This is a genomic window from Micromonospora matsumotoense (assembly GCF_050951065.1).
Lineage (GTDB): Bacteria > Actinomycetota > Actinomycetes > Mycobacteriales > Micromonosporaceae > Micromonospora > Micromonospora matsumotoensis.
The window spans coordinates 5,089,288-5,111,723 of record NZ_CP192025.1; the positions used below are offsets into that span (position 1 = coordinate 5,089,288).

The following is a 22,436-nucleotide window of genomic DNA, read 5'->3' on the forward strand; positions in this document are numbered from 1 at the left end:
CACCTAGACCGGAACGATGGGTACCTCGGCGGCACTGCCCGCGGCGGCACCGCCCGTACCACCGGCACCCGCACCGGTGGCGGTGCCGCCCTGTGGGGGTTGGCTTGAGCTGAGCGGATCGGCCGCACCACCTGACGGGCTGTGCCCGCTCCCATCCGGGACCGGAGGCGGGGACACCGGCGAGTCGGCTGGCCGCGTCGCACCGGTCGACCCGGGTGCGCCCCCACCACTCGCTGCCGGCGCAGGCTCTGCGCCCTGCGGACTACGGGACGGGTCGGCCGCACCACCTGACGGGCTGTGCCCGCTCCCATCCGGGATCGGGGCCGGGGGCAGCGGAGGGCCGGCTGGCGGCGTCGCACCGGTCGACGCGGGTGCGCCCTCACCGCTCGTTGCCGGCGCGGGGTCTGCGCCCTGCGGGCTGCCGGATGCGGAGGTACCTGTGGCGGTGGCCTTCTCACCGATGGCGTTCGGCGTTACCGGTAGCGCCGGCTGCCCAGTCGCGTCACCGGGCGCGGTGAGTTGCCCCTTGGCTATATCTCCCTGGGCGGTGCGGGAGTCCCGCTCGATGCCCGCGGCCTCCTGGGTGTTCTCTCCACCGTTCTGATCAGCGCCCGGCTCACCGGCCGGCCGGCCGACCTGGTCCCCGTCACCGTGAGCTTGCAGAGCCTCCACCGCCTCGGGCATCGCGCCGGGGCGTACGCCATGCGGATCGGTAGGGTTCGTCGGGATGGCGTCGGAGTTGCCCTGCATCAACGACGCGGCGTCCGTATCGCCGTCCCCACCGCCGCTGAGCGGATCAGCCAGGCGTCCGGCGGCGGCGTCCAGGCCCACCGCGCCGGCCGCTGCGGTCAGGAAACCTCGGGCGTCGACGTCGGCCAGGTAGCCGTCCCACATGCTCGTCAGCCGCAGCAGGATCCACGGCGCGAGCACCATCAGGATGATGATGAACATGCCGCGCAGCACGTTGATGACGTTGTCGCTCTCGTAGGTGCTGCGCGTGCCGTAGATCCACAGCGCGGCGATGAAGAACTTCGAGCTGGCCAGGGCGTTGCAGGTCCAGAACCACTTGCGTCCCCACGAGCGGGTCTCGGCCATCACCTGCCCGGTCATCGCCATCGCCCCGAACAGCGCCGCGCCGGCAGCCAGCAAAGACCGGAACAGCAGCATTAGGAACACCAGCACCAGCCCGATCACGCTGATCACCGCGACGACGAAGGCCAGCAGGATCGTGCCGGTGTCCGCGGTCAGGGCGTTGAGCGCGTCCACCCACATGCTGGGCTGCCAGTCACGCTGCTGGTTACGCGCGATCAGTGCCACCGTCGCCTCGTCCCACGCCGCCATGAGGATGTAGGCGATGCCGCCAGCGAAGGCGACACCGAGCAGAGCCCGAACCAGCCCGCCCAAGGTGGACAAGGGGCCGGGGCCATTCAGGCGCAGCCCGCTGATGGCGGTCGAGATGAGGAAGAACAGCAACACCACGATGATCAGGACACCGGAGATGTCGTTGTAGACCAGATAGAAGGGCTCATCCGGCACCGCGGATGACTGCTCGAACACCACCTCGGCCAGCTTGCTCAACATCCACGCGAAGCCCGCCACGCAGATGTCCGCGAGGCCCTCGAACCCCGAGCGTGCGGCACCTTTGACCTGCTCGCCGACCTGGCACCCCACATCGAGGGCCTTGCAGCCCGGCACCTGGAGGGATGAGAAGGGCAGTAGCGACGCACGTACTGCCTCGCAACGGTGCTGCTTCGCCGTCCAGCGGTCGGCGTTGCCCTCGTCCTCGGCGGCGTGGTCGGCGAACCGTTCGCACCTCACCGGCGCGGCGCCACCTGTCGGCAGCGACTCGTCGAGGACCGATCGTGTGCCCTGCGGCGGCGGTGACTGCACCGTGAGTGACACCGCGTCGCAGTGTTCCTGCTCCACCGCGCCGCCGGCCTTGCCGCAATCGGTAACCCAGCCGTCGCCGGCTTTCCACCGCGCCCACGGAAGGCACCAGTTCACCTGCGGCGCCGTCTGCTCCCCACCGGGCTGCGACGGCTGCCCGGAAGACGTCGGCGCTGGGCAGGCATCGGCTGCCGAGGCAGACGGAAGTGGGGCCGGGGCAGCCGCAGCCGACATCGGCAGCGTTACGGCGGCCACCAGAACCAGTGCGGCGGCGATGCCGATCCCGCGTCGGCAGGTCGTGAGCCATGACATGAGATCAGTCCGTCCCCGGCACCCAGGAGTGCACGCTGAGCACCTCAAGCAAAGGTTGGGTGTCGCGGGGACCACCATCGCGGCGGGCACCCCGTTGATCCGGCGGCGGCACCGGCACCGGCCGCTGCACCGCCACCACACGCCACCGGTCCTGGGTCCAGCGCACCGTCACCGACTGCACGTACCAGCCGCCCGCAAGGCCCGCTTCCGGGCCGGCGACGAGCCCATCGGTCATCGCCCCGGCGAGCGCGCACACCAGCAGCCGCGCCGTCACCTCGCCGCCGGCCGGCATCTGGGCGTGAAGGTCCACGTCGGGAACCCACACCCGGACGGCCATGCTCTGCGAGATCCCCGCACCGTCAGCCGGCGGCGATCCCGCACCCATCATCTCGGCCACCGCCGGACCCGAACCGTCCACAGCGATGGCATCGACCAGCGCTTGCCGCTCCCCGGCCGGCCGGGCCGCTGCAGCGGCCATTGCCACCACGTACGCCGCCGCCGCGTCACCTGCCCCGCGAGGGGTGCCGGCGAAGCCGACCGGCACCCCTGTGACGAGACGCTCGCTGGAGCCTTCCGGCTCGGGCTGTTCGGGTGCGCTGGCGCGTCCCGCGACGAAGGCTGCCGTAGCAGCGGCCACGACGGCGACAAGGAGCAGAAGCGCCGTCGCCGGATCGCGCCGACTGTCGGTCGTCTTGTATCCCGAGTTCCGCATGGGGACACCTGCTAGATCTCGCTGAGCAGGAACGCGACGATCGATGTCGCCGACCCCACGACGATCGCCACCAGCCCGGCCTTCCACATCATCGACTTGCCTCGGTCGCTGATGATGTGTGCGCCGAAGATCGGTCCGATGCCGAACGCGATCGCACCGGCCGCCAGGCCCGCCACCGCGGAGATCACGCCGAGGAACAGCGCGGCGTTGGCGAGCTTGTAGAACAGATCCGACCGCGGCACCGCTGCCGGGTCCGGGCTGATCCGGCCGAAGTCGAACCCCCCGCCGGACGGCGTCGGCGTTGGCGTCGGGTCGGGGGCCAGCACCGCCACCACCGCAGGCGCCCGCGCCGTCAACACAGCCGCTACCCAATTCACGATCACCATCAGTTCCTCCCGTGAGAAGTCGCCGTCCTCAGGCGACAGGAGCCGCCCCGCGCGGGTCAGGGGCGGCAGGACAGCGGTCGACCACCGCTGCGGCGACCTCGGTCAGCGCGGTTCGCGTGGCCTTGCTCAGCGACCGCGGATCGAGCGGGTCGGGACGCGCGAGCACCGGGTCGAAGGGCACGCGAACCAGATGCGTCGCCGCCTGCCGCGCAAGGTGCTCCACCGCGCGAACCTCCCGCGCGGTGGAGTGGGTGGTCGTCATGACCACCACCACCGCGGACTCCGCCACCTGGCCCAGTCCTGCGGCCTTCAGATGCGCCAGTAGCCGCATGGTGTGTTGCAGGGCGTCGACGGTGGCACGGGTCACCAGCACCGGCACGGTCGCCCACCCCAACGCCCGCCACGTCGGCGTGTTGTCCGCCGCGGGAAGATCCAGCAACGCCATCGCATACACCGACCGCAAGTGGCCGATCACACCGAACATCTCCGACCAGGTGGGAGGACGCCGCTGCGCCGTCATCCTGCTCTCACCGACCAGCACGCGCAGGCCAGTCGGCCCTCTGCGCATCAGCTCCTCGGCGACCTGCGGGTCGGCCAACCTGTGCTCTGCGACGCTGGCGTCCCACGCCGTGGCCGAGCCGCCTCGGATCACGCGGTGGCCCACACCGCCCCATGCCCGTCCGGTCGCATCCACCGACACGATCGGAGCTGGACTTGCCAGCGCCAAGACCCCACCGAGCGCCACCGTCAGCGTCGAGCGCCCGACACCGCCGTCGGCCGATGACACACTCACCAAGGGGCAGCCGGCGTGCAGCGACGCCGTGCGCAGCCACAGCGATTCGACTCTGCTGCCGCCGCCGAACTCGCGAGGAATCTCCCGCGGTCCTCGCGTCACGCCCGGCGCCCACCAGGGCCCCACGCTGTCGAGACTCTCGCGGTGTACCGCAGGCTGCTGGGGTTCGGGTGGCGGAGCGAGCGTCGCCCGCTCCGCCACCTCCCCCCATTCGCCGTCCGCCATCTCCGAAGAGGTCGCGGTGCTGGCGAGGTGGCCTGCTCGTGCAGTCGATGGATCCGACACGTCCGCCTCCCCCGAAGGCTTGCCGTACAGCACTAGCCAGCGACGACGAGCTTTCGTCGCCGCGGGCCGGTCCCCCGTACCGTCACGACCTGGACGTCGACCACACGAGCAGGCCCGTCGAAGACCGTGTCACCACAAGGCTTCGCGGTCGTTCGATGAAGCGAATCGGAGCCCCACAACCCCCTCCGGCGAGGCCGACCGATGCGCTACCCTCAACCCACCAAGTTGGCGCTCGTCCAACTTGGTGTGGCTTGGGCACTGAGAGTTAAGCACAGCCGGCGTGGAACTTCCACACAAAGTTGGGTTGCAACCAACTCTAGTTGCAGTTTGGGGCGTCATGGCGGCACCGCACGAGAACCCACCAGGCGACTCAGGCCCGGCACTCATCAGAGACAGACTTCGATACCTGTACGCCCATCACCACCCCAAGGGCCGAGGACCGTACACGGACGCCGAGGTATCCGAGGCACTCAAAGCCCGAGGTCATCGCATCTCAACCGAGACCCTGCGCAGACTGCGCACCGACGAACACAACAACCCCACCGCCGCGACACTGACGGCCTTGGCCGAGTTCTTCGACGTCTCGCCAGCCTTCTTCCTCGACTCATCCCAGAGCAGCGCCGACGTGCAAGTGCTCACACGATCCATCGAAAAGCTGTCACCCGGAGCACGCCAAGGCATCGCCGCGATCATCCAGAACATCCTGACCATGGAACAAGCCGCCCAGACCCCACCCGACCCGCCCACAAGCACGCACCGGCACACGAGCAAGTAACCAAGGCAGCCCGCAGCCGAGGGCCGACCAGAACCACCCCTTCGCCAAACCTGGATCGACAACAGGCCAGCGAGGCTCCTCCCACCGCCGACGGCGGTCGAGCACGTCCACGCCTGCCTGCCACTGCCTTCCCAGCCGTCAGCCGGCCTCGCTCATCCTCCGATGTAGCCAATCGTGGCCGGAGCCCCGCTTAGACCGAAACCACAGGTCACCGCCGCCTCCGAGCAACCAAGCCCGCACACCGAGCACCTCCGCGCCTGGCCAGAACAGGAACGCACCACTACGGTCACGAGGCTCAGGTGCCCGCCGGAAGCAGGACCACCGACCGCACACGGGACGGAAAGGAGATACCGCATGGTAGAGCGATGGGCCGTAGAGCGCGCAGTTCGAGACGCTCAATGCCGCCTCAGCCCTTCCGGACGCCACCTCATCCTCACACTCTTAACCTGGACAGACACCTCAACCGCAATAATCCCATCGCAGTTCTCCCCGAGCTTGACAGATCTGGAGCGGGCAACAGGAATGGCTCGCTCCACAATCGCTACCTGGCTCAACCAGCTTGAGGATTTAGGCTGGGTCACACGATTCAGACCAAAGGTAGACGACGCTCGTCGCAAGAAATCAAGGACTGCCTATCGCCTTCGAATTCCCCCAGACACGGTGGCTGGTTCGGCCACAGAACTAGCGTTGGTCCGACAGACGGACAAGGTTGGTCCGACCACCGGACCGGATTCAAACACCAAACGTCGCCCCACCGCGCAGGGATCGGCGAACACCAGCCAGAGCCACCCCTACATCCAGGGAGCCAACGGCTACTGCTCCTTTCCCAACTGCGGCAGATCCGCACCACTTCACTGAGCAACTGGGTGCAGGCCTACGCGGCTTACACACGCAGAGAATGCAGATCGTTTATAGGGGCGCTACTGCAACGAAAACACGCACAATTCTCCGAACGAGACGCGGGACTACGTGCGAGCCTCTTCAGGCGCCGTTGCGATCTTCGCCCAGCGCGGTCGCTGCGCGTACCTGGAGGAGTGGCAGCGATGGACCCGTAACAATCCTCGCTTAGCGTGGTGGCCGGGCGCAGCAGGGCAACGGCGGCGACGGCATCACGGTCAACAACCCGTTGCGATCTTCGCCCGGCGCGGTGACCAAGCCCAGGCGTCCCGCCGCCGCCGGAGTGATCCCCTTTGCCGACGCGTTGCGATCCTCGCCCGGCGCGGTGGCCGGGCGCAGCCATCCGTCAGGGTCGTTGCCTCCGCCGCCATGCTGGTGTTGCGATCCTCGCCCGGCGCGGTGGCCGGGCGCAGCCCAGAGCTGCCGGTGCAGGCTCTTGGATGCCATGGCGTTGCGATCCTCGCCCGGCGCGGTGGCCGGGCGCAGCCGTAGCCCGGCCACACGCCCGACTCGGTGCAGTCACGGTTGCGATCCTCGCCCGGCGCGTTGGCCGGGCGCAGCGAGTGCGACGGGGTGAGGGAGCACTACAACCGGGATGTTGCGATCCTCGCCCGGCGCGGTGGCCGGGCGCAGCCTCCGACGTCGTGCCCGTCGCCGACTTCCGCGACCAGTTGCGATCCTCGCCCGGCGCGGTGGCCGGGCGCAGGCGGTCAAGGCGGCCCGATCATCCGGAGGTTGAAGTGTTGCGATCCTCGCCCGGCGCGGTGGCCGGGCGCAGGTCGTAGGCCATCAGCGATGTGCCGTCCGGTGCGGTCGCGGTGTTGCGATCCGCGCCCGGCGCGGTGGCCGGGCGCAGGGGGCGTGCTCCTCTGCCGGAGTGGTGAGCGGCCCCAGGTTGCGATCCTCGCCCGGCGCGGTGGCCGGGCGCAGGGCCCCGTCGTAGTACGCCTTGACCTTGGTGTTCAGCGCGTTGCGATCCTCGCCCGGCGCGGTGGCCGGGCGCAGGAACTGGCCTGCGCCCGCGCCGGCATGATCGCCCAGCAGTTGCGATCCTCGCCCCGCGCGGTGGCCGGGCGCAGGCTGTGTGCCTCCTGTGTTGCTGTGCTTGCCTGACACAGAGTTGCGATCCTCGCCCGGCGCGGTGGCCGGGCGCAGGCCGCCGAGGCGGTGCCGGTGGCGATCCCCTCGAACGTGGTTGCGATCCTCGCCCGGCGCGGTGGCCGGGCGCAGGCAGCTCGGTCAGCGCGGCGGTCAGCAGCGATGCCATGTTGCGATCCTCGCCCGGCGCGGTGGCCGGGCGCAGGGTGACCTCGCGGAACACCTCCGTGACCGTGTCCGTGTTGCGATCCTCGCCCGGCGCGGTGGCCAGGCTCAGGGTCCGCCTGCTTGAACGCCGCCAACGCCTGCCGGGAGTTGCGATCCTCGCCCGGCGCGGTGGCCGGGCGCAGGACCCGACCACTAAGAGCGCCACCCCGATTCGCACCGGCAGTTGCGATCCTCGCCCGGCGCGGTGGCCGGGCGCAGGGGGGCTCGACCAGCGCGCGGTACGCGTCGGCCTTGAAGTTGCGATCCTCGCCCGGCGCGGTGGCCGGGCGCAGGCTGGTGAGCGCTTCGTCCTGGGTCACCTCCGTGCTTGGTTGCGATCCTCGCCCGGCGCGGTGGCCGGGCGCAGGGCGCTGTCCGCCTACATCGAGGCGCACACCGTCACCGCGGTTGCGATCCTCGCCCGGCGCGGTGGCCGGGCGCAGGGGGCGAGCGCTGAGGCGAGGATGACGGCGTACACGCCGTTGCGATCCTCGCCCGGCGCGGTGGCCGGGCGCAGGGTCCTCGTAGTAGACGACCCGCCGCTTGCCGAGCAGGTTGCGATCCTCGCCCGGCGCGGTGGCCGGGCGCAGGCACTAACACCCCTCCTTTCGACAAGCCGCCTACCCAACGGCTGTTGCGATCCTCGCCCGGCGCGGTGGCCGGGCGCAGGGATGTTCGACTTCACGCCGACTGCTCCAGTTCGTAGAGGTTGCGATCCTCGCCCGGCGCGGTGGCCGGGCGCAGGCCCAGCTCAGGACGACGGCGATCCCTCCGCCGACCCAGTTGCGATCCTCGCCCGGCGCGGTGGCCGGGCGCAGGGGTTGTTCGCCATCGCGTTGGCGACGACGCTCACGATGTTGCGATCCTCGCCCGGCGCGGTGGCCGGGCGCAGGGCGACGCCGTGGCCGTGGCGCGCGCCATCGACGAGGTGTTGCGATCCTCGCCCGGCGCGGTGGCCGGGCGCAGGCGGTGGCCACGTCGGTCGGCCCGTAGGGCACCCGCTTGTTGCGATCCTCGCCCGGCGCGGTGGCCGGGCGCAGGCCGTCGGCCGCGCCGCGCACCAGCGCGCCGCCACCCTCGTTGCGATCCTCGCCCGGCGCGGTGGCCGGGCGCAGGAAGGGCAACCTGCACGCGATGTACCGGGTGAGTCGGAGTTGCGATCCTCGCCCGGCGCGGTGGCCGGGCGCAGGCGGGTGGTGGCTCCGAAGGCGCTTTTGCTGCTCCTGTTGCGATCCTCGCCCGGCGCGGTGGCCGGGCGCAGGACGCGCCGGTGAAGTCGACGTCGACCTCCGCCGGGAAGTTGCGATCCTCGCCCGGCGCGGTGGCCGGGCGCAGGTCCGAGACGGACGCGGCCACCATCAACCAGCGCCGCGACATTGCGATCCTCGCCCGGCGCGGTGGCCGGGCGCAGGGCCCCACCAGCCGCCATCACTCCCGCCGCCGCCGCTCATATTGCGATCCTCGCCCGGCGCGGTGGCCGGGCGCAGGCTCGCCGGCGTCGGTCGGCTCCGGCCGCCAGCAGACGGCATTGCGATCCTCGCCCGGCGCGGTGGCCGGGCGCAGGGGCATCTCGATGGCCGAGTCCAAGCGGCTGTACGAATTGCGATCCTCGCCCGGCGCGGTGGCCGGGCGCAGGCGACTTTGCGGTGGTGCGACACTCGGATGCAGGGGCGATTGCGATCCTCGCCCGGCGCGGTGGCCGGGCGCAGGTGCGGCCGGCTGAGTCCTTGAGTTCGGGGCTTTCGTCATTGCGATCCTCGCCCGGCGCGGTGGCCGGGCGCAGGCTGCGCGGGCGACGTGGTGGACGTGCATGTAGCTGGCATTGCGATCCTCGCCCGGCGCGGTGGCCGGGCGCAGGGTGATGGACAGCACGCCGGACGCCGTCCGGGGGTGGAAATTGCGATCCTCGCCCGGCGCGGTGGCCGGGCGCAGGACCGTCATCGTGGCCATCGTCGCCTCCCTCGGTCAATTGCGATCCTCGCCCGGCGCGGTGGCCGGGCGCAGGGCGACGCGTTGCAGCAGGCGGGCCTCGGCGCTGTCGTCATTGCGATCCTCGCCCGGCGCGGTGGCCGGGCGCAGGGCGTCGGCGACGTCGACACCACCCTGACCGCGCTCACAATTGCGATCCTCGCCCGGCGCGGTGGCCGGGCGCAGGCGACGCCGCCGTCCTGGCCGCGCTCGCCGACCTCAAGACATTGCGATCCTCGCCCGGCGCGGTGGCCGGGCGCAGGCGGTGTCTCAACGTCGCCTTTGACGCCGCTGACGTCATTGCGATCCTCGCCCGGCGCGGTGGCCGGGCGCAGGGTCCCGACGACGGTCGTCTTCACCTCGCGGTCCCAGTCATTGCGATCCTCGCCCGGCGCGGTGGCCGGGCGCAGGCCTCAACCCGGTGGCGTTCCAGCTCCAGCTCGGGGCATTGCGATCCTCGCCCGGCGCGGTGGCCGGGCGCAGGCACCCGGCCAGTATGGACCGCGACCGGCATCGCCAGCCGCATTGCGATCCTCGCCCGGCGCGGTGGCCGGGCGCAGGGATTTCCGCGCTTGTAGCTGTCGAGGATTCCCTTACGATTGCGATCCTCGCCCGGCGCGGTGGCCGGGCGCAGGCCACAGCTCCAGAGTCATACCGATCATGGTGGAATTCTATTGCGATCCTCGCCCGGCGCGGTGGCCGGGCGCAGGTTCGCGGCGCGCGCCAGCTTCGCCGCGTCACCGGCATTGCGATCCTCGCCCGGCGCGGTGGCCGGGCGCAGGCAGCTCCGCGGCCTCGTCGCGTAGCACCCCTCAAAGGAATTGCGATCCTCGCCCGGCGCGGTGGCCGGGCGCAGGGCACCCCCGGCTCCAGGAGGCCCGCTACAGCCTGTCCGATTGCGATCCTCGCCCGGCGCGGTGGCCGGGCGCAGGCTACCACCGACCCGCAGCGGCACGCCGAGCTGCGTGACATTGCGATCCTCGCCCGGCGCGGTGGCCGGGCGCAGGTCGGGTCCGACTCAGAGGCAGTCGGCGGGCACGCGGTGATTGCGATCCTCGCCCGGCGCGGTGGCCGGGCGCAGGAAGCCCGCCTGGGAGTCGCTTCGCCTGGACGTGCAGCATTGCGATCCTCGCCCGGCGCGGTGGCCGGGCGCAGGGGTAGACGAAGCGGGCGATGGCGGCCCGGCCCTGAGTATTGCGATCCTCGCCCGGCGCGGTGGCCGGGCGCAGGTCTCGACCTCCTGATCAGCGAGCTTGGTCCTGATGTCTTATTGCGATCCTCGCCCGGCGCGGTGGCCGGGCGCAGGGCGTGCGGGTCACGACCCCACCGGGCGCGTTGGCGAAATTGCGATCCTCGCCCGGCGCGGTGGCCGGGCGCAGGGAGCTGCTCCGACCCGGCAGCAGTCCACCTGGTCGCCAATTGCGATCCTCGCCCGGCGCGGTGGCCGGGCGCAGGCTACACCCAGGACGACGTCACCTACTGGACCCGCCCCGATTGCGATCCTCGCCCGGCGCGGTGGCCGGGCGCAGGCTGGAGATGTTCGAGCTGGAAGGGCGGGCCATCGCCATTGCGATCCTCGCCCGGCGCGGTGGCCGGGCGCAGGCCGGCGGCCCAGGTCAGCCACAGCACCCATCCCCAGAATTGCGATCCTCGCCCGGCGCGGTGGCCGGGCGCAGGCCGACGGGCGGCCCGTCACGGGCCAGTACCTCCCCCCGATTGCGATCCTCGCCCGGCGCGGTGGCCGGGCGCAGGCGACGTACAACGGACTGCGTTACCACGCCGCATTGCCGATTGCGATCCTCGCCCGGCGCGGTGGCCGGGCGCAGGGCCGGGGCCGGAACCTTTGGGTCGAGTCGGGTGAAGAACTGCGATCCTCGCCCGGCGCGGTGGCCGGGCGCAGGTCGGGTCAGCAGGATCGGCATGTAGCCGTAGTTCTTGGCATTGCGATCCTCGCCCGGCGCGGTGGCCGGGCGCAGGCGGGCTGTAGCCGAGGTGGAAGTCGCCCGGACTGCGCAGATTGCGATCCTCGCCCGGCGCGGTGGCCGGGCGCAGGCAGTCTTCTGTGTACGAAGATTCGTACACCTGCGAGAGAGGATTGCGATCCTCGCCCGGCGCGGTGGCCGGGCGCAGGCCGCGACCCCGGCTCGGCAGCCACGGACTCGACTTCGTATTGCGATCCTCGCCCGGCGCGGTGGCCGGGCGCAGGGCCTCCGTCCGGGCCCTCACCTTCAGCCCGTACGACCCGATTGCGATCCTCGCCCGGCGCGGTGGCCGGGCGCAGGACGGCCACCGCCCGACGCCAAGACGCCCGAAGCAAGCGATTGCGATCCTCGCCCGGCGCGGTGGCCGGGCGCAGGCACCTTGCCCCCGGCGAGGGGCTTGACCGGTGCCGGGATTGCGATCCTCGCCCGGCGCGGTGGCCGGGCGCAGGTTCACCGAGCAGTGGCTCACCAACCGGCGGCTGTCGGCATTGCGATCCTCGCCCGGCGCGGTGGCCGGGCGCAGGACGTCGGCGAACTGGTCCAGGACGGGGCCGATGGAGGCATTGCGATCCTCGCCCGGCGCGGTGGCCGGGCGCAGGCAGCGACGCCGGCCGAATCAACCCCACGTACTGGTCGGAATTGCGATCCTCGCCCGGCGCGGTGGCCGGGCGCAGGCTGCCCACGCAGCGCCTGATGGGCGTCGCGGTGGGTATTGCGATCCTCGCCCGGCGCGGTGGCCGGGCGCAGGCTCCGTTGGCCATGGGCGCCCGCAAGATCGCTCCCGCATTGCGATCCTCGCCCGGCGCGGTGGCCGGGCGCAGGGTGGTGGTCCGTTCGCCGCACCGGTCCGACGCGCTGGCCAATTGCGATCCTCGCCCGGCGCGGTGGCCGGGCGCAGGGGCTAGGGCGGGTGCCGGCCCTCTGGCCTGGGGCCTATTGCGATCCTCGCCCGGCGCGGTGGCCGGGCGCAGGACGCCGTGCTCCTGTCCAATGCGCAGGGTCGACGGCAATTGCGATCCTCGCCCGGCGCGGTGGCCGGGCGCAGGAAACCACAAGGGGTGCGACCCGGACCACGGGAGTGCGATTGCGATCCTCGCCCGGCGCGGTGGCCGGGCGCAGGGCGGCCGAATCGATCAGGTAGACCAGGAAGCCCAGGGCGATTGCGATCCTCGCCCGGCGCGGTGGCCGGGCGCAGGCCTTGACCAGTGCCAACTGGGCGAGACCCCCGAAGTTATTGCGATCCTCGCCCGGCGCGGTGGCCGGGCGCAGGCCTTCACGAGCAGCAAATATAGCGATCCGACGATTCCTCGCCAGCTTGCTCGCAGTCCGTTTTGTTCACCTGATCCAGTTTTTCGACCTCGGAACCCTCCGGGTTTGGGCGTCCACTAGGGGTTCCTAGATCACTAAGGTTCCGCGTGGGTCGATGGGTCGTGGTTTGCCGAGGTGTTCGACGTCGTCGAGGGCGTGGGCTGGTAGGTGGTAGATGCGGATGCTGTCCTGGGTGGGGTTTATGGCGTCTTGGAGGGCGGCGACGAAGCGGACCTTGTCGGTGTCGCGGCAGACCACTTCGAACACCGATTTCTGTACGCGGTGTCCGTATGCCTCGCAGATCTTGGCGACCTTCCGAAGCCGACGTTGTCCTTGTGGGGTGACCGTTTCGACGTCGTAGGTGACGAGTAGGTCCATGGTCAGTTCACGGTCCAGGGTTGGTAGGCGGCAGTGTCTCCGCGGAGGTGGCGGGCGAGTAGTCGGGCTTGCACGAGTGGGAGCAGCGCGGCGGGTACTTGGCGGCCGAGTTGGGCGTGCGGCCACTCGCGTTGTCGGCTCTGTTGCCAGGCCGCGAGCACGGTCTTTCGTCCGTTGTCGGTGAGTCGGTATGCCTTGTTTGGTAGTTCTTCGAAGTCGGTGGGGGTCAGTTCGCGTCTGTTGAGCATGGTGAGGGCGAGGCGGTCTGCCAGGAGGGGGCGGAACTCTTCCATCAGGTCGAGGGCGAGTGCGGGTTTGCCGGGTCGGACGGCGTGGAGGAAGCCGATGTAGGGGTCGAGTCCGACCTGTTCGAGTGCGCCGTGGACGGCGACGCGGAGCATGCCGTACAGGAAGGAAAGGAGGCAGTTCAGGGGGTCGGTGGGTGGTCGTTTGTTGCGGCCGGATGCCTTCCAGTCTGTGTTGTCGCCGAGGAGGTAGGGCATGGCGGCGAAGTAGTCGCGGGCGGCGATGCCTTCGACGCCGAGGATTTCGTTGGTGCTGGCGGTGGTGGTGAGGAGTTCGAGTCGTCGGGCGAGGAGTTCGGCGCTGGCCCGTAGGGCGGTTTGTCGGTGGCCGCTGGTGTCTCGGGCGGTGCGGAGGAGGACTTGTCGGGCGTTGTGGATTTTGCCGGCGACGAGGGCGACGGCGATGGGGAGTTGGCGTTCTGGTGAGTCGGCGGCGCGGTGTTGGGCTTGGCGTAGCAGCGGGTTGCCGTGGGTGGGGCCGATCAGGCCGGCGCGGAATCGTCCGCTGCCGGTGAGCCAGCTGACGGAGCGGCCGTCGTCGGCGCATCGGAGGAGCAGGTCGTCGGTGGGGGTCACGCCGCTGAACAGGACCAGGTGGTCGAGTCGGACGAGGGGTAGCAGGTGGCGTCCGGGGTGTTCGGGGTGGTAGATCCGGACGGTGTCGCCGTCGAGGCGCAGGCTGGTGCCGGGGGTTTGGACGTAGAGGGTGTTGAGTAGTTCAGTCACGCCACTGTCCCAATGGTCGTGGGGTCAACAGGTCAGGTGGGGTCTGCCGCCGGCCGTCGGTCAGTTCGGGTAGGCAGTCCTCGCGCAGGGAGCATCGCCGGCAGCGGGCGTCGTTGCGTGCCGCCGGCAGCGTCGGGGTGTGCAGCAGCCGGCGTACCGCTGCGGTGGCGGCGATGACTCGGTCGAGGAGGTCGTGGTCGATGGGTACGGGGTGTCGGCGGCGTTCGGCGACGGAGTAGATGTATCCGGTGGGCACATCGAAGCCGGCTTCGATGAGGCAGAGGGCCTGTCCGCCGAGTTGCAGTTCGGCGGGCCCGCCCGCTTCGTAGCGTCCGACCTTGTACTCCACGGGGGTGGCGGTGTTCATCTCGAACTCGACAACGTCGCAGATGCCGCGCAGGCCGTGAATGTGACTCCACACCGGTAGTGACCGGATGGTGGTGAGACCCCGGCGGCGTTGGATGCCGGGCAGGTCGACGGTGGTGTGGCTCAGGTCGCCGCGTACCGTCTCGACGCTCTCCGACCAGACGCCCTCGACGTGGATCAGGGCGGTCTGCCGGTGGCAGTAGGCGTAGTGCTCCAACGCGGACAGCGGCACCTCCCGCAGGTCGGTGCCGCTGTCCGCAGGGTGGTCGTCGGTCACGGCCAGAGATCGACCAGCTTGGTCAGCTCGACTCCGCCGGGTAGCCCCGTCTCGTCGATGCTGCGGGTGTAGTCGGTGTGGGCGCGGGCCGCCTTGTCGTCGTTGGTGCGCTTGACGGTGATCCGCTGGGTGAGGGCGGCCGAGGGGGCGGCTCCGAAGGCGTCGGGGTGGCTGAACACGTAGAGCCCGCAGAGTTTCATCTCACCGCGGCTGGCGGCCCGGTCGTGGTCGAACATGACGGTGACGGCCTGCCACAGCGCGGCGAGGTCGTCGCTGGTCACACCGGTCTTCGCGGCGCGGGGCGCGGAGTAGAACAGGTGCGAGCGGTAGAGGCCGTACGGGACGGTCCACTTGGACCCGATCTCGGTGCGCTCACCTTTGTCGATGTCGTCTTGGCGGGTCTGGGTGACCCGGGTGATGGTGTGGTCGGTGGGCAGGATCGCATCGATGCTGCGGGCGAAGGTGAGCTGCAGCGGGCCACGCACCTGCCCGGCGCCGCCGCTCTTGCCGGTGCTGAGCACCGCGCCGAACATCCGGATGTCGAAGTAGTGCTGGCAGAGCCACTGCTGGGCTGCCGCGCTCTCCGCCGGGGTGGGCTTGTTGCTGATCTTCGGCGGGTTGGCAGTGAAGGCGCCCTCGATCCGGGTGTTCAGGGCGTGGCCGGCTTCGACGAAGATGCCGTAGCGCGGGTCGTCGCCGCGCAGCAGGGACACGGTATCGCGGATCTTGCGTTTGATCGCCACGTCGGTGACCAGGCCCTGTCCGCTCTCGTCGTCGGTGCGGGGCTGGTTGCCGGCGTCCGGGTCACCGTTGGGGTTGCCGTCGCTGACGTCGAACAGCAGGACGGCGTCGTGGCGGCGGGTCGGGTCGAGATGCGCGGCGCTCATGCGTCGTCTCCTTCGTCGTCGGCGGTCGGTGCCACGTCGTCGGGCTCCGGGGGCAGGTCGGTCTTCTTCTTGTTCGCGGCGGCGGCGAGTCGTTCGGCCCGCATCTCGGCCCGCTGCTGGTGATAGCCGAGGATGAACTGAGCCTTGTCCGTCAACACCGCAGCGCTGGGAATCTCAGCGAGTTGAACGAACAGGTCGTCGAGCCGCCGTTCGTACGCGTCCGACCAGCCGGGGCGACGCAGCGGCCCGCGGAGACGTTTGAGCCACGCCTGCACGTTGCGGCGGCCGGAGACGATGACGACCTGCGGGTTGTCGATGGCGCGGCCGAAGTAGCGTTCGGCGAAGGTGGTGTTCAGCTTCTGGTCGGCGACCCGGAACACGGTGCGTTGCAGGTCGTCCATGACGGCGAAGACGCGGCCGGCTACGTAGGCCGGCTGCTTGTGGGCGACGTTCAAGGTCGGCGTCAGCCTCTCTCGTTCATGCTCGGGCAGGGTCGGGTGACGGCGCAGGGCGAGCCGGATCAACGCCGCGCGGGCAGGGTCGAGTCGGCCGTCGATCCGGATGCGGTTGATGACGTGGTTGAGTAGCTTCGGCGGCAGCGGCCGCTTGAGTAGCGCGGCGCTGAGCAGCCGGTGAAACAGATCAGGTGGCCGGTGTTCACCGGATGCGCCGAACTTCGTCCAGGTCCCGGGGCTTCCGTTACGGCCGGCCTCGAACCGACCCGCCACCCGGGCGAGTTGGGACACCTTGATGGTGGCCACCTCACCGGTCCAGGCATCGACGATCCGGTGGTCGTCGAACCAGGCGCGGATGTTGTCTTTGACCCGGGAGATCGGTTGCTCGACCCAGTCCCGCACGACGACGCGGGCAACATTGCCACCCACGGTCACCGAGCAGTACCGGGACAACTCGTCGAGGGAGGCTTCCGCGCCGCTCGCCGGCCCAGCAACCAAGGTGTGGATGTGGCTGGGGTCCAACTGCTCGACGGTCGCCCACGGGTCGAAGGTCGACCCGCCCAGCACCCACCAGGCGAGCCGGGCGTTCTGCCCGGACAGGCCGGTGCTGTGCCGCGGATCGGACAGCAGGGCCGTCAGCGCGGTCATGAACTTCAACCCACAGTCGGCGCAGATCGGGGTGTGAGTCAGGAACTTCTGCAGCTCGTAGCCGTGCGTGGCCTCGTTCATGCTGACCAACGACGCGCTCTGGGTGGCCCCAGGCACCCACCGCCGAGGAATCTGCTGCGGCATCGTGTGGAGCAGCGGCTGCACCCGCCCGCAGACCAGACACAGCCCAGTGCGTCCGGAGCCCTTCCGATCACCGGCCACCCCGGCCCAGAAACGCTGCGCCGACACAGCGTCCGCCGCGTAGACCCCATCGACCCAGAAGCCGACCAGGTCTCCCCTGCCCCAGTCAGCCGGCGGTGAAACACGGTCCGCGTGCCCGTCGCGGTAGAAGGCGGCGACAGCCGGACCATGACTATCTGGTTCGGCTGCCGCCCACTCGGCGATCAGGGCACGGAACGCGGTGTACTGCTTGGCGACCCGTTCCGGCTTGACCCCCTCCGACAGCCACCCGAAGACGTACTCACCCGTGTCGACCGCGAGCGCGGGCGAGATCCCGACGGTCCGGGTCACCGCCGGCACCAGCCGGGGCGCACCGAACCGGGAGTTCGGGTCGTCCTTGTTCGACGTATCGACCAGGCCACCCTGGGGAACACCGTTGGCGTCGATCTCCAGGCTCCAACGCACCGCCTTGCGGGAGTAGAACGGCGGGATGACCTCTGTGCTGGTGTCGGCGAACTCCACCAGCCGCTGCAACAGCACTACACCACCCGGCCTTCCACTGGAAGCGCCAACTCGATCCCCCGCTCCGGCACCGACAACACCCCGGCCACCACCCGAGCGGCGAACCACTCCATCCGCGGCTGACCCGACTCCCCGTCCCGGTGGATGGAGTGCAGCATGATGCCGATCTCCTCGTTGACATCCGCCCGGGGCGTGTCATCCGGCCAGCCAAACTCCGCGCTGAACTCGCGAGTGCCCAGATAGGGCTGCTGGAAGCAGGCACCCTTACGCACCCGCCGACGCAACTGATCCCGGTACGCCGCGACCGGCTTGTCCGCGTGCGCCGCCAACTCGACATGAGCATGAATCCGGTAGGCCACATCCCGCAGGCACACCGCATTACGTTGATCACGATGCGCTGCCGTATCGACCCGACGGGTGCCCTTGAGTGCCTCCGCCAACGGCGCGACATCCGAGGTCTCGTTCCGCCGGATCGAGAACTGCCGCACCGGCTTGAGTACCTCGATCGCGACAATCTGGTACCGCATCTCCGGCTTCCAGAAGACCGATTCGAGCACCCCCACCGCAGCAGACGGCGTCATCACCGGATAACTGACCCGCTCCACCTTCAACTCCGGCCGCGAAAACAACGCCGCCTCACCACTGACCTGCACCACCACCGGAAGATCACCCTCCGGGCTACGCCGCAGAGTCACCCCGTTGACCACATCCGTCGTCACCACAAAGCCCCTCCCACGACAGCTCGTCGAACACGTGAACGAAGAAAGACCACACCACAGGATCGGAGGCTCTCTCGCACAGCGAGTGCGACGATCCACGACCGGTACGACAGGAACGGCCACACCACGCCGATTCACTCCATGAAGGACTGACAAGAATCCGACTCGACCGCTCCGGGGCGAAACTCCGTCCGACAAGGGCCTGCCAGTCTTGGTCGGACGAAGCCAACCCCCTCCGGGCAACACCCAAGGTTGCGATCCTCAGCACCTGCCGGAGGGCTGCACAAGATCATGGATTGATTGGATCACCAGGTGAGCGCGCCGCGCGCTCACCTGGTGGCCCATCGCCGTCAGAAAATGAACTTCTCCAGGTTCGGGTCGAGGTTGATCCCCGTGGCGGGGTCGTACTCGCCGATCCACTCGACCAGCGCACCTCGCCGTACCTCGGTGCCGAGAATCGGTCGCAGTAACGCCATCACGCCGGTTTGGCGTAGGGCGCTGGGGTGGAGGTTCGTCGTGTACGGCTGCAAGCGGCGCAGCTTTGCCAACTCCCGGATCGGTGCATGGCGTAGGTCCACGATGAGCTGTTCCAGTTCTTCGCGCAGTTCGGGCGTCTCGGTACCCTGGGGTGTCACCACGTTGACGGCGTCATCGTCGATCATCCTGAACGCCAGCTTCCGATCCCGCTGTTTGGTGCCCGCGTCCATCGGACCGTCGGCTACGGACTCGAACTCCCAGCGTTGTCGGGCATGCTGGATGCGTTGCCCGACGTGCTGGCGGTCCGCAAGATTAAGCATGTCGTACACGTTGCGGTAGTAGCGTCCGAGTGCCTCGACATCGTCCGGGTCTGCCTTGTCCGGGCCGAACTGACGCCCAGTACAGCCGACCAGCGTCTTGTACGTGGGTGGTTGTCCGCCGTCCTGCGGCGCGAAGACGACCACCCGACCACCGTAGGCCATCCGCCCCTCGCGGTTCGCTCGCCCGGCTGCCTGCAACAGCGAGTCCGCCGGCGCCATCGCCCGAAACACCACCGGAAAGTCCACGTCCACCCCGGCCTCAATAAGCTGTGTCGCCACCAGCAAGACTCGCTCACCCCGGTCGAGTCGCATGCGCACCTGCGCCAGCACCCGCCGTCGATGATCCGGACACATGCGGGTCGACAGGTGCCACGCCGCCCTCTCAGGCTCGGTGTCGTTCCACCGGTCGAACACCATCTTCGCGTCCGCCGTCGTGTTGACCACCACCAACGCCGAACCTGCGCGCATGGCCTGGTCGGCGACATCAGCCAGCGTCGGCCGCGGGTCGAGCTGCCACTCGTACCGCACCCTCCGCAGCTCACTAACCAGACGCGGAGTGTCGTGGATGAGATCCGTACACGGCACGTCCTTGAACTCATCCAGCGCCCAGAAACTCGGCTGCGTCGCCGAGGACAACAGCACCGTCGTGCCGAAGTGCCGCACGAGAAGACGAAGACCATCGAGGATCGGCGCGAGCATCGCATGCGGCAACGCCTGCACCTCGTCCAACACGATCACCGAGTTCGCCAAACGATGCACCCGACGCATCGCCGACGGCTTACGCGCATACAACGACTCGAACAACCGGACGAAGGTCGTAACAACAAACGGCGCGTCCCAATTCTCCGCAGCCAGCCGCGCCCACCGACCGGCATCCGGATCATCGAAATCGGCCTGGCTGTGGTGTTCCAAGACGACCGGCTCACCGCCGTCCTCGTCCAACAGCCGACGATAGACGGCGGCATTCTGCTCAGTGATGGTCAGGAACGGGACCGCCACAATCACCCGACGCAACCCATGCTTCTCCGCATGCCGCAGCGCGAACCCCCCACTCGCCAGCGTCTTACCAGCACCGGTCGGGGCGCCGAGGCGGAACACCCCAGGCTCACGTTCAGCCGCCGCCAGACAATCCGCATAGACCCGCTCCCGTAGGCCAGCGACCGGCGAGTCGCCGCGCCCTGAGAGTTCCTCACGACGCCGCTGCTCGAACACCTTGTAGAGATGACCGAAATCGGCATCCGCACGGACCCGAGGGCCGATCAACCCCTGAAAGTGTGCGCCAGTGTCCAGACTATCCGCGTCAACCAAAGCGCTGTAGCACAGACGCAACGCCATCTCCCCCGCCAGCGGATCTCCCCGCCAACCCGTTGGTACCAGGGCGCCGAGATCTTCTGGCAGATCGGGCAGCAATGCAGCCAACTCCCGTTCGGCAGACGCCACCTCCCCAGACCAGGTGGCAAGTCTCTGCCGCAGCATTGCGCGAAGCACGGGCGTATCGACGAGCCCACCATGATGACCGAAAATCGCACCAGAAAATAGGCCAAGCCCGCGTTCCTGCGCGATCCTCGTACCCAGAGACTTGTGGTCGATGCCCACCGCCCCACCAGTGGACGCAGCCGCAGCAAGCTTGTCCTGCCAGGAACACGACGCCTTGCCCACATCATGCAACGCACCAAGCCAGTACGCCACCTCACCACCACCAAACGGAGCAGCAAAGCGTCGCGCCAACCCTGCCGTGCCATGAAGATGCTCTGCAAGAGAATGCCACCGGCCAGAGCCATCAGCCGGACTATGCGCCCAAAGAGTACCCTTACCAGACACGATCAGACCCCCACAAAAGATCATTACGATGCCCGCCACGCAAGCGGGGCCAGTCCAACTAAGCGACGCAATAAACGCAGAGATCCATTTGATACGGCTCCAACACGTCCCAATGCCGCAGGTCAGTGGCGGATCGCGCTACATGGTAGCGATCCGCCACTGACGCGATGGCCAGGCACAGCCGAACGGTCAGGCTGTAATGGCCAGGGCGGCGAATACTCGATCCTCGCCCGGCACAGCGGCCGGGCGCAACCGGGTCTGCCCGTCCCTCTCGTACCACCGGGTCTTGTTGCGATCCTCGCCGACGCGACCGCCGGACGCAGCCCTGGTGCAGCCCTAGGGCGGGAAGTCGTGGGGTAGGTAGCGCCAGGCGATGCCGGCGCGGATGGCGTTGAAGATGTCGCGGAGGTCGTGGGTGGGGGCGCGGCCGCTGACGCCGGCGTCGGTGCGGGCCTGTCGCCAGGCGGTGAAGCGGGGCGCGATCAGGGCCCAGCCAGCGTCGGACAGGTCGGACGGATAGGGTCGCCGTTCGGTCATGCAGCAGGCGTACGGTGTCGGCGCGACGGCTCGGCGGACGCGACGTACGTCGAGGTCAGGCAAAAATGAACCAGGCACGATTGCGGGGTTGGATGCACTTATTCCGGGCAGAGTTGTGACCGTTGGTATCCGCTCTTACTGGGTCGGGTTGGACATTTCACGTTGCCGAAATGGAGACGTGAATCAGCCACTACTGGCGCGAAGGCGAAACCAACGTCCATCAGAGGGGCGCTACTGTGGCGAAAGCACGCACAATTCTTCGAACAAGACGCGGGACTAACGTACGAGCCTCTTCAGGCGCCATTGCGATCCTCGCCCGGGGTGATGGCCGGGCGCAGCGCGCCATCACCCCGGGGTAGTCTTCTCTTGCCTTGAGAGAGGTTGCGATCCTTGCCCGGCGTATTGGCCGGGCACAGCATCTCCAGGCGCGTGAGGCTCGGGAACAGGGCTAGGCCGTTGCGATCCCCGCCCGGCGTGAGGGCCGGGCGCAGCCGTCGATAGGCCGGTTGGGTAGCCACCGGGCAAGCGTGTTGCGATCCTCGCTCGGCATGGTGGTCGGGAGCAGCCCTCGGCGGACAGGCCGGTGCCGGCGAGTGCCAGCAGCGCGTTGCGATCCTCGCCCGACGTGGTGGCCGGGCGCAGCCAGCGCGGCTACGACGCAGCCCACGACCGAGAGCGCGTTGCGATCCTCGCTCGGCGTGGTGGCCGGGCGCAGCCCCACCACACCCCGGCCCAGGCGCGGAAACTGCCAGCGTTGCGATCCTCGCCCGGCGTGGTGGCCGGGCGCAGCCTGGCTTTGGTTTGCTTGGGTCCAGTCGCACCTGTGCTCCAAAGTCGATCCGATCTTGCAAGGGGCGATCGCTGCGAGCCTGCTCTGCCTCAACGCCGACGTTGAGCGGCACGTAGGGGTCGGTCAACGCTCCGTCACTGGACGCTACCCGACGAGCCGGGCGATGCGAAGCACCATTATGGGTCTGGCTCGAAGTTATCCTTACGCTCTCAGCAGGCATGACGGAGCCCCAGCCAGGGCCAGGGAGGTTGTACCGTCGTGATCCTGAAACATCAGGGGTCCGGCTCGCCGCAACGGGGCCTGCCGTCGCCGGCAAGTAACGACCGAGGTTCGCATCATCTGCAGCGGGCTGTGCCAGGCTAGCTCGCGGGTCCACCACGATGCAGCCGGCACGCTGGCAGGACTGCCAACACATGGA

The 22,436-nt window shown here is 69.3% G+C and carries 13 protein-coding genes, 1 pseudogene and 1 CRISPR repeat array; of the genes and pseudogenes, 1 reads left to right on the top strand and 13 read right to left on the bottom strand.

All coding sequences use genetic code 11. The features are described 5' to 3' along the window. Positions 1-3 precede the first annotated feature (3 nt). From ACQP1S_RS21490 to ACQP1S_RS21505, 4 genes are read right to left on the bottom strand one after another with little or no spacing between them, the layout of a single operon-like run. The gene (locus tag ACQP1S_RS21490) at positions 4-2,199 is read right to left on the bottom strand and encodes a hypothetical protein (protein ID WP_432898412.1); all 2,196 of its coding nucleotides are present in this window, start codon (positions 2,197-2,199) and stop codon (positions 4-6) included. Positions 2,200-2,203: 4 nt separating this feature from the next. After that, a complete protein-coding gene (locus ACQP1S_RS21495; protein ID WP_432898414.1) occupies positions 2,204-2,911 on the bottom strand; it encodes a hypothetical protein in 708 nt (235 codons plus the stop codon). Between the two features lie 11 nt (positions 2,912-2,922). Further along, positions 2,923-3,297 carry a hypothetical protein gene (locus tag ACQP1S_RS21500; protein ID WP_363821883.1) on the bottom strand — a complete coding sequence of 125 codons (375 nt, stop codon included), beginning with the start codon at positions 3,295-3,297 and terminating at the stop codon, positions 2,923-2,925. 28 nt (positions 3,298-3,325) lie between these two features. Beyond that, complete coding sequence (locus ACQP1S_RS21505) at positions 3,326-4,315, bottom strand: MinD/ParA family ATP-binding protein (protein WP_432898417.1); 990 nt, start codon at positions 4,313-4,315, stop codon at positions 3,326-3,328. A 622-nt stretch (positions 4,316-4,937) separates the two neighbouring features. Here ACQP1S_RS21505 and ACQP1S_RS21510 point away from each other — a divergent pair. Next, entirely contained in the window at positions 4,938-5,150 is a 213-nt protein-coding gene (locus ACQP1S_RS21510) for a hypothetical protein (RefSeq protein ID WP_432898420.1), read from the top strand. Positions 5,151-6,275: 1,125 nt separating this feature from the next. Continuing rightward, positions 6,276-12,572: a CRISPR direct-repeat array (repeat unit 37 nt; unit sequence ATTGCGATCCTCGCCCGGCGCGGTGGCCGGGCGCAGG). Between the two features lie 125 nt (positions 12,573-12,697). Here the strand turns inward: ACQP1S_RS21510 and cas2 are convergent. The 9 genes and pseudogenes from cas2 to ACQP1S_RS21555 form a co-directional block, all read right to left on the bottom strand. Then, positions 12,698-12,988: a CRISPR-associated endonuclease Cas2 gene (cas2, locus tag ACQP1S_RS21515; protein WP_432898423.1), complete on the bottom strand. Its 291-nt coding sequence runs from the start codon at positions 12,986-12,988 to the stop codon at positions 12,698-12,700. 2 nt (positions 12,989-12,990) lie between these two features. After that, positions 12,991-14,019 carry a type I-C CRISPR-associated endonuclease Cas1c gene (gene cas1c, locus ACQP1S_RS21520; RefSeq protein ID WP_432898426.1) on the bottom strand — a complete coding sequence of 343 codons (1,029 nt, stop codon included), beginning with the start codon at positions 14,017-14,019 and terminating at the stop codon, positions 12,991-12,993. After that, positions 14,012-14,662: a CRISPR-associated protein Cas4 gene (gene cas4 / locus ACQP1S_RS21525; RefSeq protein WP_432898429.1), complete on the bottom strand. Its 651-nt coding sequence runs from the start codon at positions 14,660-14,662 to the stop codon at positions 14,012-14,014. Before cas4 ends, cas1c begins: the two co-directional genes overlap by 8 nt. Next, the gene (gene cas7c / locus ACQP1S_RS21530; RefSeq protein ID WP_432898432.1) at positions 14,659-15,549 is read right to left on the bottom strand and encodes a type I-C CRISPR-associated protein Cas7/Csd2; all 891 of its coding nucleotides are present in this window, start codon (positions 15,547-15,549) and stop codon (positions 14,659-14,661) included. The genes cas4 and cas7c overlap by 4 nt, the downstream gene beginning before the upstream one ends. Further along, positions 15,546-17,372, bottom strand: a complete 1,827-nt coding sequence (cas8c, locus tag ACQP1S_RS21535) for a type I-C CRISPR-associated protein Cas8c/Csd1 (protein ID WP_432898435.1) — start codon at positions 17,370-17,372, stop codon at positions 15,546-15,548. Before cas8c ends, cas7c begins: the two co-directional genes overlap by 4 nt. After that, positions 17,372-18,061, bottom strand: a complete 690-nt coding sequence (cas5c, locus tag ACQP1S_RS21540) for a type I-C CRISPR-associated protein Cas5c (RefSeq protein WP_432898438.1) — start codon at positions 18,059-18,061, stop codon at positions 17,372-17,374. The genes cas8c and cas5c overlap by 1 nt, the downstream gene beginning before the upstream one ends. Positions 18,062-18,423: 362 nt before the next feature. Beyond that, positions 18,424-20,715, bottom strand: coding sequence for a CRISPR-associated helicase Cas3' (gene cas3, locus ACQP1S_RS21545; RefSeq protein WP_432908183.1), 2,292 nt, complete (start codon positions 20,713-20,715; stop codon positions 18,424-18,426). A 318-nt stretch (positions 20,716-21,033) separates the two neighbouring features. Then, positions 21,034-21,228: pseudogene (locus ACQP1S_RS21550) on the bottom strand (transposase); the annotation flags it as partial. Positions 21,229-21,521: 293 nt separating this feature from the next. After that, the gene (locus ACQP1S_RS21555) at positions 21,522-21,746 is read right to left on the bottom strand and encodes a hypothetical protein (protein ID WP_432898440.1); all 225 of its coding nucleotides are present in this window, start codon (positions 21,744-21,746) and stop codon (positions 21,522-21,524) included. Positions 21,747-22,436: the final 690 nt, after the last annotated feature.